This is a genomic window from Mycoplasmatota bacterium (genome assembly GCA_018394295.1).
Taxonomy (GTDB): domain Bacteria; phylum Bacillota_I; class Bacilli_A; order Haloplasmatales; family Haloplasmataceae; genus JAENYC01.
Genome location: CP074573.1, coordinates 1,661,110 through 1,681,058, shown reverse-complemented (window position 1 = coordinate 1,681,058; position 19,949 = coordinate 1,661,110). Strand labels below are relative to the sequence as shown.

At 28.8% G+C, this 19,949-nt stretch carries 14 protein-coding genes; 13 read left to right on the top strand and 1 reads right to left on the bottom strand.

What is annotated here, in order from left to right:
- The first annotated feature begins 1 nt into the window (after position 1).
- Positions 2-2,347, top strand: coding sequence for an FtsX-like permease family protein (locus KHQ81_07690; GenBank protein ID QVK16797.1), 2,346 nt, complete (start codon positions 2-4; stop codon positions 2,345-2,347).
- Between the two features lie 79 nt (positions 2,348-2,426).
- Here the strand turns inward: KHQ81_07690 and KHQ81_07685 are convergent, their stop codons facing one another.
- Complete coding sequence (locus tag KHQ81_07685; protein QVK16796.1) at positions 2,427-2,828, bottom strand: hypothetical protein; 402 nt, start codon at positions 2,826-2,828, stop codon at positions 2,427-2,429.
- Between the two features lie 293 nt (positions 2,829-3,121).
- Here KHQ81_07685 and pepV point away from each other — a divergent pair, with 293 nt between their 5' ends.
- The 12 genes from pepV to KHQ81_07625 all read left to right on the top strand — a co-directional run bounded on the left by pepV (position 3,122) and on the right by KHQ81_07625 (position 19,905).
- Positions 3,122-4,486: a dipeptidase PepV gene (pepV, locus tag KHQ81_07680; protein QVK16795.1), complete on the top strand. Its 1,365-nt coding sequence runs from the start codon at positions 3,122-3,124 to the stop codon at positions 4,484-4,486.
- 12 nt (positions 4,487-4,498) lie between these two features.
- On the top strand, positions 4,499-5,140 hold the full coding sequence (gene trmB / locus KHQ81_07675) for a tRNA (guanosine(46)-N7)-methyltransferase TrmB (GenBank protein QVK16794.1): 642 nt from the start codon (positions 4,499-4,501) through the stop codon (positions 5,138-5,140).
- 928 nt (positions 5,141-6,068) lie between these two features.
- Positions 6,069-6,641 (top strand): TetR/AcrR family transcriptional regulator, encoded by a 573-nt coding sequence (locus tag KHQ81_07670; protein QVK16793.1) that lies wholly within the window; start codon positions 6,069-6,071, stop codon positions 6,639-6,641.
- 65 nt (positions 6,642-6,706) lie between these two features.
- Positions 6,707-7,921: an iron-containing alcohol dehydrogenase gene (locus tag KHQ81_07665; GenBank protein QVK16792.1), complete on the top strand. Its 1,215-nt coding sequence runs from the start codon at positions 6,707-6,709 to the stop codon at positions 7,919-7,921.
- 53 nt (positions 7,922-7,974) lie between these two features.
- Positions 7,975-9,342 (top strand): aldehyde dehydrogenase, encoded by a 1,368-nt coding sequence (locus KHQ81_07660; protein ID QVK19590.1) that lies wholly within the window; start codon positions 7,975-7,977, stop codon positions 9,340-9,342.
- A 294-nt stretch (positions 9,343-9,636) separates the two neighbouring features.
- Positions 9,637-10,134, top strand: a complete 498-nt coding sequence (locus KHQ81_07655; GenBank protein ID QVK16791.1) for a GNAT family N-acetyltransferase — start codon at positions 9,637-9,639, stop codon at positions 10,132-10,134.
- Positions 10,135-10,816: 682 nt separating this feature from the next.
- Positions 10,817-12,088 (top strand): group II intron reverse transcriptase/maturase, encoded by a 1,272-nt coding sequence (gene ltrA, locus KHQ81_07650; protein ID QVK16790.1) that lies wholly within the window; start codon positions 10,817-10,819, stop codon positions 12,086-12,088.
- Positions 12,089-12,711: 623 nt separating this feature from the next.
- Positions 12,712-13,122 carry a hypothetical protein gene (locus tag KHQ81_07645; protein ID QVK16789.1) on the top strand — a complete coding sequence of 137 codons (411 nt, stop codon included), beginning with the start codon at positions 12,712-12,714 and terminating at the stop codon, positions 13,120-13,122.
- Between the two features lie 981 nt (positions 13,123-14,103).
- Entirely contained in the window at positions 14,104-14,544 is a 441-nt protein-coding gene (locus KHQ81_07640) for a hypothetical protein (protein ID QVK16788.1), read from the top strand.
- A gap of 298 nt (positions 14,545-14,842) precedes the next feature.
- Positions 14,843-15,595 (top strand): nucleoside phosphorylase, encoded by a 753-nt coding sequence (locus KHQ81_07635; GenBank protein ID QVK16787.1) that lies wholly within the window; start codon positions 14,843-14,845, stop codon positions 15,593-15,595.
- Positions 15,596-16,337: 742 nt separating this feature from the next.
- Positions 16,338-18,122 carry an ABC transporter ATP-binding protein gene (locus KHQ81_07630; protein QVK16786.1) on the top strand — a complete coding sequence of 595 codons (1,785 nt, stop codon included), beginning with the start codon at positions 16,338-16,340 and terminating at the stop codon, positions 18,120-18,122.
- Entirely contained in the window at positions 18,115-19,905 is a 1,791-nt protein-coding gene (locus KHQ81_07625) for an ABC transporter ATP-binding protein (protein QVK16785.1), read from the top strand. Before KHQ81_07630 ends, KHQ81_07625 begins: the two co-directional genes overlap by 8 nt.
- Positions 19,906-19,949: the final 44 nt, after the last annotated feature.

Genomic DNA, 19,949 nt, shown 5'->3' with positions numbered 1-19,949 from the left:
TATGTTAATTAAAAATGTTTTAAAAGGAATAAAAAATAAACCATTTCGTATTATTGGGATTATTTTAATGGTCGTCTTAGCCGGATGTTTATATGTATCTTTAGGATATACATTATTTGTAGTGGAAGAAACAGTCGATAATTATGTAGTAGATTATAATCAAGAAGATTTTTCTTTTGAAATGAACTCCTATTTATCTACTACTGAAATAAGTGAAAATAATTATGATGTTCAATATATTTATCAATTGCCAGAAAATGAACAAAAAAAGATTATTGAAGAAAGAATTAATTACTTAGAAAATAAGTATGAAATAAATATTGAGAGAAGAGAATATAAACAAATTAATTTTGATTCTAATCAATTGAATAAAACAATTACAATTAGAGTATTTAAAAACAGTAAAGAAATAAATCAAACGTATATTGAAAAAGGCCGTCTTCCTCAAAATGATCAAGAAATTGCTTTAGGGATTGCTTTTGCTAAAGCAAATCATTTATCATTAAATTATAACATTGAGATTGAAGGAGATTTATACCAAATCGTTGGATTTGTTTATTTTGTCGATTATATTTATCCTCAACTATCGAGTGAAAATTTTGTCTATGATGCTAAGAATCAAGCATTAGGGGTATTGAATGATACTTTTTTTGAGGATTTTTCAGCGCCTAAAGTAACCTATTATGCTGGTGAATTTTTAAAAGGTTCTTATACTAAAGAGGATGTAAAAAAAATTGATGATTTCTATATGGTTAATTTAGTTGATGCTAAAACAGCTTTAAGAACAGGTGCAATCTACGGAGAACTTGATGCCAATAAGGTATTAATTACCGCATTAAGTAGTGTGATTTTAGTATTAGCAGTAGTTGTAATTGGAATAGTAGTAAATAAAAGCATTAATATGGAAAGACGCCAAATAGGTGTTATTAAATCATTAGGGTATAGTCGATTTAAAATATTAATGGCATATATGATTTATCCAATTACAGCTGGTATTATTGGTTCGATATTTGGATATATTATTGGTTATTATTTAGCGATACCAATCATTTCATTTTTTGGTATTTATTATCAAATGCCAGTAAATGAATTGCATTTTAATATAAATATTTTTATCAATTCCATTATTCTACCGATTTTATTACTGAATTTGTTTAGTGCTTTTGTGATATATTTTCTTGTGAAAAAATCACCACTTGATTTAATGAGAACTAAAGTTAATCATAAAGTAAACTTTTTAGTGAAATGGATGCATCCTATCTTAAAGAAATTTTCTTTTAAGACAAGATTTAAATATAATATCGCATTAAGAGGTTTTGGGAAGTTATTCATCACTTTTATTGGTGTGCTAATTGCTAGTATTTATATGATATTCGCATTATCATTTAGTCAATCTTTTAAGAAAATTATAGGTGATGTATCCTCTTCATCAGATTATAAATATCAAGTAATATATGATCAACCTACTCAGGCAGAAAAAAATGAACTAGATGATCGGTTTATGATGATACCATCAAAAATAAACGCTAATAATAGTGAAATTGAAGTAACTTTAATTGGAGTGGATTCAACTTTAAACCGTTATCAATTAGTAGATGATAAGAATAAAAATTTATTACCAACATTATATGAGAACGAGCAAAATGTCGTTATTTCATCAATGCTATCTGTGATACATGAGGTTGATGTGGGTGACTATATGAGTATCTTAGTCACAACACAAGATGGAAAAGATTCTCTTAAACAAGTAAAAGTTGTGGGAATCATGGAAAACTATATTACCCCATATGTGTTTATACCAATTAAAACCTTAAATAATTATTATTGTTTAGATTCAAGTTGGTATAATGGTGTTTGGACAAATGAGAAACAAACCGAACATGTCAAAAGTCTATTTGATAAAGAAGAAATGATTCAATCAATTGAACAAATGACAGGGATGGTGAAGTCACTGGTTTATGTGATGGTCTTTGTAGCGGTCCTATTAGCGATTATTGTTTTAGTATTAATAGCCGTATTTAATATTGAAGATAATTTTAAGACAATTTCTTTCTTAAAAGTAATGGGGTATGAAGATAAAGAGATAAGTAGTATGGTATTAAATATATATTTACCAATTATAATAATTGCTTATTTACTATCAATTCCAATTACTTTGATGTCTTTAAGAAAGCTTATGTCAACGATTGGAAGTGAATTAAATTTTGCTTTCCCATTTAATCTATCTTTAATCCAAACACTATATGGTCTTATTATCATTGTAGTTACTTATTATGTTTCCTTATTTATTGCGAAAAGAAAACTGAATAAAATTGCTTTACAGGAAGCACTTAAAATTAATGAATAAGTTTATATGAAGAGGGTTACAACCCTCTTTTCTACATAAAAAAGCCTTACAAATATTTGTAAGGCTAAAAGGAGGTTACCTAATCTTCTCTAATGTTCAAGAAATTTTCAATACGACGCACACGGCGTGTTAAATTATTTAAACGGCGATTCATTTCGATAATCTCACGTTCTATTCGGTCTAACCGAGCATTTATATTGTAACTAGTATCACCAATAATTGTTCCAGGAGCTTTTGGTGGTTTAGGTGCGCTTGGTTGAGGATATGGTAATTGTTGTGGATAAAAAGGTCCTTGTTGAGGAGATGGACCCATGCCAGGAAACGGTCCTTGTTGAGGAGATGGACCCATGCCAGGAAATGCTCCTTGTTGAGGAGATGGACCCATACCAGGAAACGCTCCTTGTTGTTGTGGATACATTCCTTCTATTTGTGGTGGTCTTCCATACATGCTTGGTTCTACATATGGTTGTTGTGGATACATGATTTCACTCCTTTAACTAATATTTCAATAGTATTGTATGTTTTAATCATAATAATGTGCCTATTAAACTTCTTAGATTTGGTTTTTTATGTTATAATAGTTAATTGAATATGGAATAAAATGGGGGATATTCTACAGGTTAAGTAAATATAGAATTATCTGTGTTTATGATGTATCTCGTTGTGGTAGACTAGAAATAGGTACAGTAAGTACCTAACTAGTTGAGAGCCATTAAATAATTTTCAAACAAAATTGATAATGATTAAGATAATAAATTTATTGGAGGAATTAAAATGGAAAATTTTTATGAAAGCTTTAAAAAGTATCATGATGATTTTATTAAGGATTTACAAGGTTTACTAAAAATTCCTAGTGTGTTAACAGAATTTAATCCAGATAATGAACATCCCTTTGGAGATGGGATTCATGAATGTTTAGAATTTATGATGGAATTAGGAAAACGTGATCATTACACAGTAAAAAATGTAGATAATTATGCAGGTCATATTGAAGTAGGTGAAGGGGAAGAAATCTTAGGTATTCTATGTCATTTAGATGTGGTACCAACCGGTGATGGATGGAAGTTTGATCCATTTAGCGCAACCATTGAAGATGGAAAGATTTATGCTCGTGGTGCTTTAGATGATAAGGGACCAACAATTGTTGCTTATTATGCAGTTAAAATGTTACTTGATATGGGTGTTAAATTTAATAAAAAAATTAGAATTATTCTTGGTTTAGATGAAGAATCAGGATGGAGAGGCTTAAATCATTATTTAAAAAAAGAAAAAATGCCTGACTTAGGGTTTGCACCGGATGCATCATTCCCATTAATTTATGGTGAAAAAGGAATATTAGATGGAATATTTACTGGGAAATGTGATGGGAATGGTTTATATCAACTTCAGTTTGGAGATAGAACAAATGTCGTTCCTGAAAAAGCAGTTGCTGTTGTAGATGCTAAATATAAAGATGTATATGAAACATTTTTGAATGAACTAGAATTTAAAGGTGAAGTCAAAGATTTAGATGATGGAAAAGTTCAATTAATTGCTTATGGTAAAAGTGCGCATGCGATGGAACCTAACGATGGATTAAATGCAGGTTTCATATTATTAACTTTTTTAAATGAACAAATTGATAATGAATTTGTTAAGTTTGCTTGTAAATATCTAACATTTGATTCAAGAATGAAAAAATCAGGTGTTGATTATACAAATGATATAATGGGTGATTTAACATGTAATGTTGGTGTTTGTTTGTACGAAAATAATAAATTCTCATTAGAGTTAAATTTCCGTTATCCTATCCATACAGATGTTGAAAATATGACTAAAGTATTAAAACAAAAAGCAGCAGATTTTAATTTTGAATATAGTACTGATAGAGACTCTAAACCACACTATGTAGACCCTGAAAGTGATTTGGTTAAGACATTACATCAAGCTTATATTAAATATACAAATGATGATAAGTCACCGCTTCTTACAATTGGTGGAGGCACTTATGCACGAAATTTTAAAAATGCAGTTGCGTTTGGTCCAGAGTTTCCAAATAAAGAAGCACTTATTCATCAACCAAATGAGTATGCTGATTTAGAAGATTTATATAAAGCAGTCGCAATTTATGCAGAGGCAATTTATAATTTAACAAGATAAAGGTGAAGGTAAATGCGTTTAAGAAAAATCGCTAATGCGGAAGAAATATTAAAAAATAATCCTGATTATGTAAAATTAGAGCCACAAGAATATAAAGGAAAATGGAATCGTTTTTTTAAAAATGAAAATCCAATTCATATAGAAGTAGGTATGGGAAAAGGTCAATTCATTATTGGAATGGCAAAAAATAATCCTGATATTAATTATATCGGGATTGAAGTGGTTCAAAGTGTCATGGTAAGAGCTGTAGAAAAATTAAAAGAAGAACCTCTTCCTAATGTAATATTAGTTTGTTTTGATGCTTCAGCATTAAATGAAGTATTTGAAACAAATGAAGTTGATCGTATCTATTTGAATTTTTCTGATCCATGGCCAAAAAAGAGACATGAAAAAAGACGATTAACCTATAAAACATTCTTAGAAATATTTAAAGATATACTAAAACCAAATAAAGAAATTCATTTTAAAACAGATAATCAAAGATTATTTGAATATTCTATTACTAGTATGTCTCATTTTGGTATGGTGTTTAACTATATTAGTTTAGACCTTCATCAGTCAGATTTTGAAGGAAATGTGATGACAGAATATGAACAAAGATTTCATAATTTAGGACAAAGAATATATAGAATGGAAGCACAGTTTAAGAAGTAATTTTTAAGACTAGATTTTGTAAAGAATCTAGTCTTTAATTGTACTAGGACATTGGTTCTATTTACTTACTTTTCTTTCTGTATTTGAAAACTTAATTATTGAAAATATTATACATATATTGACTTGCCAATTTTTAATTTAATAATTTTATATCTGCAGTTGATTCCGTTTCTAATCCTGCTGTTATGATCAAAACTTTACTGATTATTATTTAGAGGATGTAATAGTTAAAAAAGATGTTCAAGCTCCTATAAAATAAATCTTTGAACATTTTAGAGATGAAGCTGAAAATATTTGACACTTAAGAGAAATAAGTAAGTGGGATTGAGGATTAGTATCATTATTATTATGATCGCTTTCAATGGGAGTAAAAAAAGATGATTTCTATTCAATTTAGGAATCACCTTTTAGGTACTGTGTAGTATTATTTTGTTCCTATTTTTGGTTTTTGTTCTGTTTTTTAATAGATAAATAACCTATGATACCACCTATAACAGCACCCGCTATTGTCATATACACTATCTCCACTGATAACTCTCCTTTCCTTTGTTTAAATAAAATTATATATATGACTAATAATACCAGTTTTTTCCTAGATTAACAATACTTAATAATTATTTTAGAATCAAGACTTGACTTATTTTTTGATTTTTGGAATATATATTATATATTTTCAAGCAAACAAAGATAATATAAAATTTGTTTATTTTTCTGTAATGTACTTAAAAAAGGAGTTCAAATTTTTGAACCTTATAAAGAGGAGATTTAAACTAACTAAAGTAATACGAATACAAGTTGAAATTAAGGAAAATGTCGAATCTATAACTATATATATTCAATAATCCATATTTTTTCCATTGACATTAAGTAATAAAAACTATATAATGATATTAGGTCGGACATCCGACCGACAATACGAGGTGGTATTATGGCTAAGACAATGAAAAAAACAGAAGGAAAAGATATAAAGTCAGAAATTTTAACTTCGGCTTATAAAATAATGACTGAAAAAGGTATTAAAGAAACAAGTTTAAAAGATATTGCTAAGGATTTGGGAATTAGTAAGGGGACGTTATATTATTACTATTCAGCTAAAGCAGATATAATATATGACATAGCAGATAATCATTTAAATCAGATGTCTGAAAGACTATTAAACTGGATAGATAAGATTAACGATCAGGTATCAAAAGAGCTGATCTTAGAAATAGTTTTTAATAAACTGATTGATGCCCAACCACGTGGGAAACTTCACCTTTACCTTTTAGCGGATGCTATCACGGAAAATGAATCCCTTAAGCAACGATTTAATGAACGATATAATGCTTGGCGTAATATTATCGAAGAGGGATTAAATAAGGTATATGTCAAATCAAAAAACAAAAAATTAGTATCATATCTAATTATGCTTGTTATTGATGGACTAACGATTCAAAAATTATTAGGACAAGACAAACTGCCAATTCATGAGTTATCAGAAATGATCCTAAATATAGATTAATATATTGTGTTTAGGTTTAATTTTATATCAATTATCGGTCGGTTGAACGACTAAGGGGGTTAATCATGTTAAAAATATATTATAGAACTTCCCAAAAGGTTTTAAAGGTTGTATCTCCATTATTACCATGGAGAGAACCAGAACTTATTGAAGGTGAAAATAGTATACTTTGCCTTCCTAAATTACTAGAAAATAAGGGGATTAAAAATGTATTAGTCGTTACAGATAATAATATAGTCAAGTTGGGCTTGATGAATGATTTACTAAATGGACTAGAACAAAATAAAATCAACTATACTATCTATGATAAAACCGTACCGAATCCAACAATTCAAAATATTGAAGATGCTTTAAAAATGTACTACAAACATGATTGTGAAAGTGTGATAGCTTTTGGTGGTGGGTCACCTATTGACTGTGCAAAAATAGTTGCTGCACGTGTTGTAAAACCCAAGCAGTCTATTTCGGAAATGAAAGGTGTCTTAAAAATTAGGAAAACCATACCCCTATTCATTGCTGTTCCAACAACAGCTGGTACAGGTAGTGAGTGTACAATTGCTGCTGTCATTACTAATCCAGAAACACATGAAAAATATTCAATCAATGACCCGGTTTTAATTCCACATTATGCTGTTCTTGATCCTAAATTAACTGTAGGATTACCAAAACAGATCACTGCAACAACAGGAATGGATGCACTAACGCATGCCGTTGAAGCCTACATTGGAAAAAGTAATACAAAAGATACACTTAAGTGGAGTGAAACTGCTGTTAAACTAATTTTTAACAACATCTATGAAGTTTATGAAAATGGTTCGAATATAGAAGCAAGAACAAGCATGTTAAAAGCTTCTTACTATGCAGGGTTATCATTTACAAGAGCTTATGTAGGAAATGTTCACGCGATAGCTCACACTCTAGGTGGATTTTACAATGTCCCACACGGTTTAGCTAACGCTATTATTTTACCAATCGTTTTAGAGTATTATGGTAAAAGTGTGCATAAATCTTTAGGAGACCTAGCGAAAATTGTGAATCTTGGTGATGAATCTGATACGGATAAGGTCCTTGCTGAAAAATTCATCAATTGGATTAAAGATATGAATGTTCGTATGGGGATTCCAACAATAATACCTGAGATTAAAACAAACGATATTCCGCTTATGGTAAAACGTGCCTACCATGAAAGCAATCCTTTTTATCCAGTGCCTAAAATCTTTAGTAAAAATGATTTTTCAAAAATATATAGCTTAGTAAAAGGTGAATCACAAGTACAGTAAATAATTTATATAGGAGGGAGAAAGATTCATTTAAGATGAATCTTAACGATAATATGAAAGAAATTGTTATACAGCAAAAAGAGTTTTTTAATACACATATAACAAAATCACTTGAGTTTAGAATAGAAAACTTGAAGAAGTTAAAGAAACTAATACAAGAGTATGAATCTGAAATAATTGATGCACTATATTCAGATTTGAGAAAGTCAAAGTTTGAGGCATATGAAACTGAAATAGGTGTAGTCATACAAGAAATCAATTACACAATTAAACATTTAAAAAAGTGGTCTAAAAACAGAAAAGTTAAAACAAATTTAATGAATTTTAAAGCTAAAAGTTATATAAAGAAGTCACCTTATGGATCTGCGCTTATTATTGCACCTTGGAACTATCCTTTTCAATTAGCACTTTCACCACTAATTGGTGCAATCGCTGCTGGAAATTGTGCGGTCTTAAAACCCTCAGAAATATCAAAAAATACAGCACTAGTTTTAGAGAAAATGATTAATAATAATTTTGAAAAAAAATATATTACAGTTATTAATGGTGGAATAGAAGTAAGTGAGGCTTTATTAGCACTCCAATTCGACTATATTTTCTTCACAGGAAGTGTAGCAGTTGGAAAAATCATCATGGAAAAAGCATCTAAACATCTTATTCCTGTTACATTAGAACTTGGTGGTAAAAGTCCATTAATCGTCGATAAAAAAGTTAACATAGATAAAGCTGCAAAACGGATTGTCTGGGGTAAATTCTTAAATGCTGGACAAACTTGTGTAGCTCCTGATTATTTAATAGTTCACAAAGATATAAAGGATGATCTAATTAACGCTATTAAATTAACTATTCAAAGTTTCTATGGTGACAACATTATTTTAAGTCCAGATTATCCAAGAATCATTAACGAGAAACATTTTGATAGGCTATCATCACTCTTAGAAAAACAATCTGTTATTTATGGTTGTATATCAAATCGTGAAGAACGCTATATCTCGCCAACATTGATTGATAGTCCTAAAATGGATTCTAATATAATGCAAGAGGAGATATTCGGTCCTATTTTACCGGTATTTGATTTTGAAACAGAAGAAGATATTTATAATATAACAAGTAAGTTTCCAAATCCACTTGCGTTATATTTGTTTACTAATAATAAGAAAATGGTTGAAAATATACATCAGAATATCTTATTTGGTGGAGGATGTGTAAATGACACAGTCATGCATCTTACATCCCCTTATCTACCTTTTGGAGGTGTAGGAACAAGTGGCGTTGGTAATTATCATGGAAAAGCATCGTTTGATACTTTTAGTCATGAAAAAAGCATCTTGCACAAGAGATTTTGGTTTGATTTGACTTTCAAATATCCTCCTTATAATAATAGAGTGGGATGGTTAAAAAAAATAATGAATAAATTATAAAATGGTAGTGTTACATCTCATAGGAAATATTTTTCTGAAATATCTAAATACAGTTAATTAACCTAGTCTTTTCTTATAACTAGACGCGGGTTCTACTCTCACCGTCGAAATTGTCTGTATAAAAAATAATTAATATTGATGTTTTTTAGATTATAAATAAAAATATGTGTGAAACTTGGTTCATAACGAAAAATAAAACCGAATTATTATTTATAATTATTCTCTCCCTTACATTTTCAAAATAATACTATATAATTAATATAAGAATAGTTTATTAGAGGGGTGGGTATTTATATGAATAAAAATATTGATTATAAAACATATATATCTTTGCATGAGAAATGTGATGAAACATTTGCAAAGGTAGCAAAACTTCGGTGGAATACACCTGATGAAAAAATTATACGTACAGTTGATTGGATGAAGAAAAATAATTTTGGAGAAATTCATGGAACAATGTGGTTTGAAATTGTAGCATACAATGATATGAAAGATATTGTAGGATACTGTTTTTTTATGCAGAATCCTAAAGATAGAATGCAATGGTACCTTGGTGATTTAATTATTGATGAAATGTATCGAAAACAAAGTATCGCAACAAATATCATTAAGATAGGAATAAATATGGCTTTAGAAAATAAAGGTAAGCATGTTTATGCCTATATTGAAAAAGAGAATATTCCATCAATAAGTCTTCATGAAAAGTTAGGTTTTAGAAATTTAAAAAGACTAGAGCCTTTTGCTGATTTTATCTTTGGAAATGATCAAAGTACCTTCGAATATAATATATAATTTGATTTCTGATAAATTAATATAATGTTAATTCAAGTTAATGATTTTCTTGTTAATATTAGCGGATATAGTTATATACGATTCTGCTTGACTATTGATGTGACGGACATTAATAATAGAAATTTATTAAATATATATAAATAAAAGGAGATAATGAACTTCATTATCTCCTTTATTAAGTGTGCCAGGCATGTCTATTAACTAGGTGGTGAAAGTCCACTACACGGGAAGATGACTAAAGTGTTAGCCAAGTACAAGGGCGCCTATTGCGAAGTAGGGTCTGAAGGAAGTAGGAGGCAAAATTTTGGCTCGAGGAACACAAATCACATCAGGCGGGTATTATGGATGAGTTTGCTTAACAAAACAAAGTCCGTAGTCATCAAAGCAATAATACACGTAAATGTGGCGAGTATATGAAATGAAAGTGAATAGATTTACCCTGGGAGATCTCATGGACACGTCACGAGCGTGGTTGAAAAAGATTTATCGTGAGAAGTCAGCAGAGCCATAGTAGGGTCCAAACCGAAGGGCGAAACAGTATGTTTAATTGTAAATGTAAATTATAAGACTATATGAACAGTAGAAAATCAGGATTACCTGCCTAACTTCGATGGTATCGTAAGGAACCTAGGAGCCTTTAGGACAAACAGTATGGTCTTAACAATGAAAGGAGCAATTACTAATGGAAAATCTTCTAGAATTAATCTTAAGTAACTGCAATTTAAATGAAGCCATCGCTAGAGTAGTGAAGAATAAAGGTGCTGCTGGAATTGATGGGATGAATGTTGAACAAGGAAGATTACATTTTATGAAACATGGTGATGAAATTAAAAGAGCCATAAGAAATAGAAAGTATAAACCTAACCCCGTTAGGAGAGTAGAAATACCAAAACCTGATGGTGGGGTAAGACTACTAGGAATACCAACGGTTATAGATAGAATCATTCAACAAGCCATTAATCAAGTGCTATCACCAATATTTGAGAAACAATTTAGTGACTCTAGTTTTGGATTTAGACCAAATCGAGGTTGTCATATGGCAATTGAGAGAAGTTTAATGTATTTAAATGATGGTTACAAAGTAATAGTTGATACGGATTTAGAGAAATTCTTTGATAAGGTTAACCATGATAAACTCATGCAAATATTATCTTTAACAATTAAAGATAGTGATTTAATGAGTTTGATAAGGAAATATCTAGTTAGTGGTATCATGATAAATGGAGTCGTAATAGATAGTGAGGAAGGAACACCACAAGGAGGACCATTAAGTCCATTATTATCAAATATCATGCTTAATGAACTAGATAAAGAGTTAACTAAAAGAGGATTAAGATTTGTACGATATGCCGATGACTGTAATATATATGTAAAAAGTATACGTGCAGGACAAAGAGTAATGGAGAGTATAACTAACTTTATTGAAAAGAAGTTAAAACTCAAAGTTAATCAGAGTAAAAGCAAAGTAGATTACTATAATAAAGGAATCAAATTTTTAGGCTTTGGCTTTTACTACAATCCCAGGCACAGACAAGTTAGAATCAAAGTACATCCAAAATCAATTAAAAGAATAAAAGAAAAGATTAAGAAATTAACATCTAGAAGATGGAGTATCAGTTTAGATTATCGGTTACTCAAAATAAAACAACTTATAACAGGTTGGGTTAATTATTATAAAGTAGCCGATATGAAATGGTTATTGATGAAATTAGATGAACAAATAAGATTTCGTGTAAGAATGTGTATTTGGAAAGCATGGAAAAGGATTGGGAAACGATTTAAATCCCTAAAGAAACTAGGTGCAAGTCGTCAAAAGGCTTGGGAATACGCAAACAGTAGAAAAAGCTATGCGCGAATCGCACATAGCTTTATCTTAACAACTACGATTACAAATAAAAGATTAGAACATCGTGGTCTAATATCAATGACCGAATATTATTTATCTGTTAGATAACATATTGAACCGCCGTATACCGAACGGTACGTACGGTGGTGTGAGAGGTCTGAAATGAATAGAAAACTATTTATTTCTTCCTACTCGATTATATTATCCTAAATTTTAGCTTCTCCATAAGCCCATTTTGCTTCTTCAGGTTCGTTATTTTTTTCCATCCATTCTGCTAATTCTTTAAAAGAGGAATTAAAAGCATATTGTTCAATAAACTTAGCAAGATGCTTATATAGTGTTTATTGTTTGTAAATTCCTACTTTTGTAATTGTAGTGGATATAGTAATGAACAGCTTGACCGTTTGTGAGACATACAACGATATATAATTTTTCCAAATACAACTTAAAAAATATTGCTTGAATATATATATGATGCTTTAATTAAATTATCAATTAGGAGTGACACTCATAACAAAAAACAGTAATTGATATTATTGCAATTTTAGACAGAGGGGGAGATACCCATTATAAAAAACGTAAATGTCATAGATGAGCAAGGTAATGAATATGAAGCGACCTATCCCAAAAGGGCAAAAGGTCTTGTGAAAAGTGGTCGGGCACGCTTCATTGGTGAGAATAAAATATGCCTTGTGTGTCCACCAAAAAACTATATTTTGGAGGAAAATAAAATGAATAATAATGAACAAAAATTAGATATAACATATATTATTAAGAAAATTGATGAAATTACAGAACAAGGTAAAGATTTATATAAATTTGTAGCAAATATGTCTGATGACAAGTTGCAATCAATAGTTGCTAGAGAAGAAACAAATCGTAAGTTAATTGATCTTTTAAGAGATATGCTTGATCGTATAAATCCTAAAGTTGATACTTTCACAATAAATTCTAATGTAATTACAGGATTAACTGAATCATTAAATATCTCAATCGAAAATGGTATGATAGATGCACAACAATCAATTATCCGAGCTTTAGTTGAAATTCAAAAATCTGCAACATCAACATCAGGTCTAGTTGAAGAGGTAATAAAGGCAAAAAAACTTTTCAATGAAGAAATAATAAAAAAAGATGAATAATAAAACTTTCTACCACTTTATAAGTGGTAGTTTTTATTTTGCTAAATAGATAGATAGTTAATAAAACCTTTTAATTTATTTTAATACCATAAGTTTAATATTTTTTTTTAATGTTATTAAGATTATTATATATATCTTTCTTTTTAATTGTAGCGGATATATTATACATGTCACTGCTTGACTTTTTGTGAGACACACAACGATATATAATTTTTCCAGATATATATTAAAAAATATTGTTTGATTAAAATACAAATGTTTAATGAATTCAAATTAAGGAATAAATGTATAGGAAATAATAGAAAAATAATGGACATATTAAATGTAATTTTAAAAAAAGTAAAATGTCTTGAAAACATTTAAACTGAAAATTAATAAGTTCTGGTTCAATTATAGTTTGATCGGGTGTTGTAATTAATAAAGGTCTTGTTTCAGTAGAACATGTTGAAATTTGCGGATGTAGTAATGCACGTCCCAGCATACCAAACATTACCAATAATGTAAAATTATTTATATATAGTATTGTAAAAATTAATCCTCTGGTATATGATAAAACTAGAGGATTTTATTTTAAATAATATTTTTGCAGAACCTATACAATCTGCTATTACAGAACTTACACAAGGAAAAACCATTATTACAATAGCTCACAGGTTATCTACAATTCAACACGCAAATTGTATAATTGTACTCGATAAAGGTCGTATAATCGAGCAGGGAAGCCATCAAGAGCTATTAGCCAATCGCAGTCACTATTACAAGCTCTATCAGATACAATATCAAGAGAAATAATATAAAAAGCAGCAAACTAGTGCTGCTTTTTGCTTTAAATAAGCCGTAATTCATTAGTGAATCAGACTTTTAAGGAGAAAAGTTAATAGTTGCACACTGATTGAACTTAACTTTATATAAGGGATCAATTCAAGAGAAATTGGCTTTTTTAATTTTATATTATATAATATGTGGTGTGAGGTGATAATTTTGAAGAGAAGAATTTTACATAAAACAAAAGATCCAAATAACTATTTGTTGCTGCTAATAATCTGCGACATAATTGGTTTGATTATTACAGTCCTATTTGTTATGTCCTTTATATCAGGAAACAACTCAGCAAACTTGTACATTGGTGCTATTTTTTTATTTGCATTATTGGGTTGTTTGTTTATGACTTATATTGTCTTTGAGGCTAGTAATTCGTTATGGGTTAAGGGTACGGTTTTATATTTAAGAAGAAATGAATGGAAAGTAGACTCAATTTGTTTAAAGGATGTTAAAGATTTTACGATTCAAGGGTTTTATAGGAATTTATTTGTAAGATATACTATAAGTGGTATAACAAAAGAGTATCAAAGTGAGTTTGGAAGTGTAAAAGAAGAACTGGTTAATGAACTAAACAGGCTTATTGAAGACGCTATTAAATAATTGTTTATAACATGAGGGGATAGATGCATGGTTTACGCAAATGCAGTAAGAAAACTTTATTGACTATGCAAATATCTGATATGTTTAATATGGTAAAGCTGGTAAAGATTAAATTAAATTAATAATATCATTCATTCCTAAGACAAAAACAACATTGAGCAAAAATGTTAAGTACATATAAAGTATGCATAAGACCTTTGTTTAATGAAGAAAACTAAACAATTTGGAACAACTTCTAAGTCTTTAGACACTATTTGAAAATTGCACAAATAAGGAACTTGAAAGAGAGTTGATTTAATTGGCAATTGAGAACACATTCAAAAATTCAAAAGAAAAATTTAAAGTATGTGATCTTTGTGAAAAATACCATCAATCCTTTAAAACTTTAGTTGTGACTTTCCAAAGTAAAGTATTTAAAGGTCTTTTAGACGATAATTTAATTGAAGAAATACCAGAACGTAAATTTGGTAGTTCTCATGGTAAGTATTCAATATTTAAACTCATAAAAAATCCTAATATTCTTTTTTATTTATCACCGATTGGAGCCCCAACAGCCGTAGGTATTTTAGAAGAAATTACTTACGCTTTAGATATAAAGAATATTGTAATGTATGGTAGTTGTGGAGTTTTAGATAAGAATATCACAGCAGGAAAAATCATTGTACCTACTAAAACTTATCGCGATGAAGGTACAAGTTATCATTATCAACCTGCAAGTGATTTTATTGACATTAAGTGTGAACATGTCGTGTCTGATATATTAGAAAGTATTGGTGTTGATTACGTTAAAGGATATATATGGACTACCGATGCTTTTTATAGGGAAACAGAAGAAATATATGAAGAAAGAAAAAGACAAGGTTGCATAGCTGTTGAAATGGAAATCAGTGCGGTTCAAGCATTTGCTAACCTTAGAAAATTAAATTTATATACATTTATTTATGGCGCTGATAATTTTGATTCGACAAAATGGGATAAACGTATTTTGGGTAATCTATCTGTTGATGAAAGAGTAAATTATTTTTTAATTGCATCTGAGGTTGCAAAGTAAGTATCACAGTGAAAATAGTAATAAACTTAGTAATGACAAGACAACAAAGATGAGGGATGTTGAGCTATAGAAATGTAGTAAAAATTGTATCAACATGGGTATCTAACTAACAATATTGTATCAAGTTGGACATGATGACACATGAAATTCACATGCGAATTATGTAAATAATTTAATTATAACTATGGAAATGAAAGCTTTTTTGATTTATAATAGAATCAAAGGCTTATTTATTTGACAAAAATAGCCAATTTTAGACAAGAATATACACAAAATTAATGAAAAATAAGATAGTGAACATAGAATCGGTGGAGATAGTTATATCAATATTAATATATTTGCATTTTTAATATACTCAATTGTCGAAGGTATGAGAAGATGTAGAAAACAAAAGGGTTTATACTGGGAATGTTATTGATTTAGTAGTGGATAGAACAACAGTTGAATGGTATGGACATGAAAAAATAATGCAGATGTATTTATGTATGCTAAATAATTTAGCAATTTTTATAGGTGTGAATAATAGTGGAAAAAGCAATTTTATTAGAGCTATTACTTTACCCTTTTTTAACACGAAATAGATAATTCAAATAAAAATATAAGTAATCATACTAAGGTCAAATACTTTAACACAATTGTTAAAAAATTCATTAATTATATGAAGATTAAACAAGATGTTATGATTTAAAAAAGTTGGGTTAAGTAATTATTAGAATATTAATATTAGTTATAGGGGGAAATTATGCGCACATTAAAAAGTAGTTGTAAAGCCTTTGCTTTATTCGTTAGGTTATCTAAATTTTACTTATTTGATAGCTTTTATACAGTTTTACGTCAATTAGTTATAACTGTTATTCCAATTTATTTAATAAATGAGATCGTGAAATTAATCACCGAAGGCAAAGGATTTCATGAAATTCTTAAAATTATTATAATTGTAGGAATTATTTATATATTGTTTGCGTTGGGTGATGTTATTGAACAATACCTCAGTAGTAAATATTCAATCGTAGTGAAAACAAAAGTTAATATCAGTTTGTTTAAAAAGTTAAATACAATCGATTACAAAAATCATGAAGATAATAAATTTTTAAACAAATATACCTTAGCAGTTGATCAATCTTATGATTTTTTAAATAGGTCTTATTATTCAGTTGTAAACTTTATTGGCAGTATTGTCAGTAGTATTTATCTATTGTCAGTTCTATTTCAAGTTCATTATTTTATTTCAATTTATGCTTTTCTAGTAGCAATTATTTATTTTATAGTTCAATCAATTGTGGTGGAACTAATCTATGAATCAAATGAAACACAACAACCTAATTTTAGGGAACGTGCATATGTAAGAAGAACGTTTTATTTAAAAGATCATATTGAGGATATAAAAAGTACTGATGTGGATGAGATATTACTTGAAATTAATGATACAGTAGGAAATAGAATCACCAAAAATTGTGATAACTACTTTAGAAGAAGAGTTAAGTACAATTTTTTCTGTGATTTTTTAATCAATTCAATCTTTATTGTTGCGGTAATATTTTTAGTTTATCAAACTATTCATGGTAATACTGATAAAGCTATTTTTGCAGGATTAGTTTATGCTTCTTTATCTTTATCTAATTTTATTTCTAGATTTATTAATTCATTATCAGGTATACAATATTCAGCTAAATACACGAAATACTATTTTGATGTGATGGATATTAAAGGAAGCATTGAAGAGCATGGAGATGTTATTGCTGAACCATTGAATACCATCACCATTAATAATGTTGATTTTTCTTATGATACAAATAAAAATGCATTATCCAATATTGATTTAGAAATTAAAAAGGGTGAAAAAATCGCAATTGTAGGCCACAATGGTGCCGGGAAAACAACACTCGTAAAGTTATTATTGAGATTGTATGATCCAACTAAAGGTGAAATCACTTATAATGATCATGCTTATACAAAAATTAATCCTAAAAGCATCAGAGAAAAAATTGGAGCTGTATTTCAAAACTTTCAAATATATGCAGTGAGTATTGCAGAAAACATCCTATTACGACCTGTAGAATCAGAAGAAGATGAAAGACTAGTTCATGAAGCTTTAGAGTTTAGTGGTCTAAAACGACATGTAGATTTATTACCAAATGGTATTTATACAGAGGTAACCAAAGAGTTTGAAAAGGAGGGTACTATATTTTCTGGTGGTCAAAGACAAAAGTTAGCACTATCAAGGGTGTATGCACAAAATTATGATTTAATTGTCTTAGATGAACCATCAAGTGCATTAGACCCACTTGCTGAACATGAAATTCATGAAAATATGTTTAAGTTAGGCAAAAATAAAATGCTTATCTTTATTTCACATCGTCTTTCCACGACCATAAAAGCAGATAAAATTTACTTATTTGAAGGCGGCCAGTTAGTTGAAGAAGGTTCTCACAAAGAACTAATGAAAATAGAAAATGGAAAATATAAATATATGTTTGAAGTACAAGCAAAGAACTATTTAGATGATGGGGGGAATAAAGATGCGTAAAGTGTTAAGAAATAACTTTTTGATGATAAAATATGTATTCAAGTATGTCCCCATGATGGTTTTTTATTCAATATTATCGATCATCGCAGGTGTGGCTTTAAATGTTAGTCAATTATTGTTTATTCAAGACATCGTTGATTTAATCTTTAAAAATCAAACCTTTGATGAAGCATTAAAACCCATAATTATCTATACAATTATTGTTTTTTTTAGTTTGTTGTTTCAAACGTTTTATCAAAGATATTTAAGACATAGATGTAGGTATGTATATACTATGAAGATGCAACGAGTGATGTTTGAAAAGGCAAAACTAGTTGATGTTTCATGTTATGATGACCCAAAATTTTTCGATCAATTTACTCGTGCTCTTAAAGAAGGGGATATTAAAGGGGTTAATGTATTTGATGATTTCATGTATTTTATTGAATCAATTGTGAATGTATTAGCACTTGGTAGTATCATTATTTTAGGAGATATTTATTTAATTATATTTGTTTTAATACAATGTGTAATATCGTTTTACGTAGTTGGTAAAATAAATAAAATAATGTATAAATATAGTAAGGATACTGAGAAACAAAGACGTCGTTATGCTTATGTAAACCGTGTATTTTATCTTGAACAGTATGTAAATGAGGTTAAAACTACAAACATAAATAATGTATTAATGAATAAATACAAAGAAAGTGCAGATGTTGAAAAGAGAAAATATCGTACAGTTTATAATAAAGTAGGAGTTTTAAATGCAATTAATAGTTTATCTTACCATATCATTAGAAATATTATTAATTATGCTTATTTAGGATTTAGAGTTCTCAAAGGGTCTATATCTATTGGAAACTTTTCTTCATTAATTAGTGCTGTTACTAAATTTACCAATAACGTAGATTGGCTACTGTATTTTGTGAATAAGATCAAAGATAATAGTTTATACATTGATGATTATATTTGGTTTATGGATTATAAACCAAATATGGAGACGAGAAAAGGTTATGTAATTAATGATGACAAAGCTTCATTAAAGTTAGAAAATGTTTATTTTAAATATAATAGTGATGAAAACTTTGCATTACATGATATTAATTTAGAGGTAAAAACAGGTGAAAAAATAGCAATTGTCGGCCATAATGGTGCAGGTAAAACAACCTTAATTAAATTATTATTAAAGTTTTATTTACCGAATGAAGGTAATATCTACATAAACGAACATCATTATAAAGATTTAAATGAAGGCAGTTTAAGAAAGATGTTTGCGACCATCTTTCAAAACTTTCAAATATATTCAATCACAGTTGCAGAAAATATTTTAATGAGAAAAGTTAAAAATGAAGAAGATATAACTTTAGTTTGGAAGTCTTTAGAAAAAGCAGGATTAAAGGAAAAAATAGAGAAATTACCTAATCAATTAAATACAAGATTAACTAAAGAATTTGATGATGAAGGTTTGGTTTTATCTGGTGGAGAACAACAAAAACTAGCATTAGCTAGGGTGTTTGCATCAAGTGCACCTATTTTAATACTAGATGAACCCTCCAGTGCATTAGATCCAATTGCAGAATATGAAATCAATAAAACATTAATTGATAGTTCAAAAGATAAAACAGTTATTCTTATTTCCCATCGTTTATCAACGGTCATTGATGCAACTAGAATATATTTAGTTGAACAAGGAAAAATTATTGAATCTGGTTCTCACCAAGAATTAATAAATAAAACTGGTAAATATTACGAAATGTTTATGAAACAAGCTTCATTATATAAAGAAGAATTGACTAATAAATAATTAATATATAATATATTTAAGAATGAAATAAATAAAATATAAAA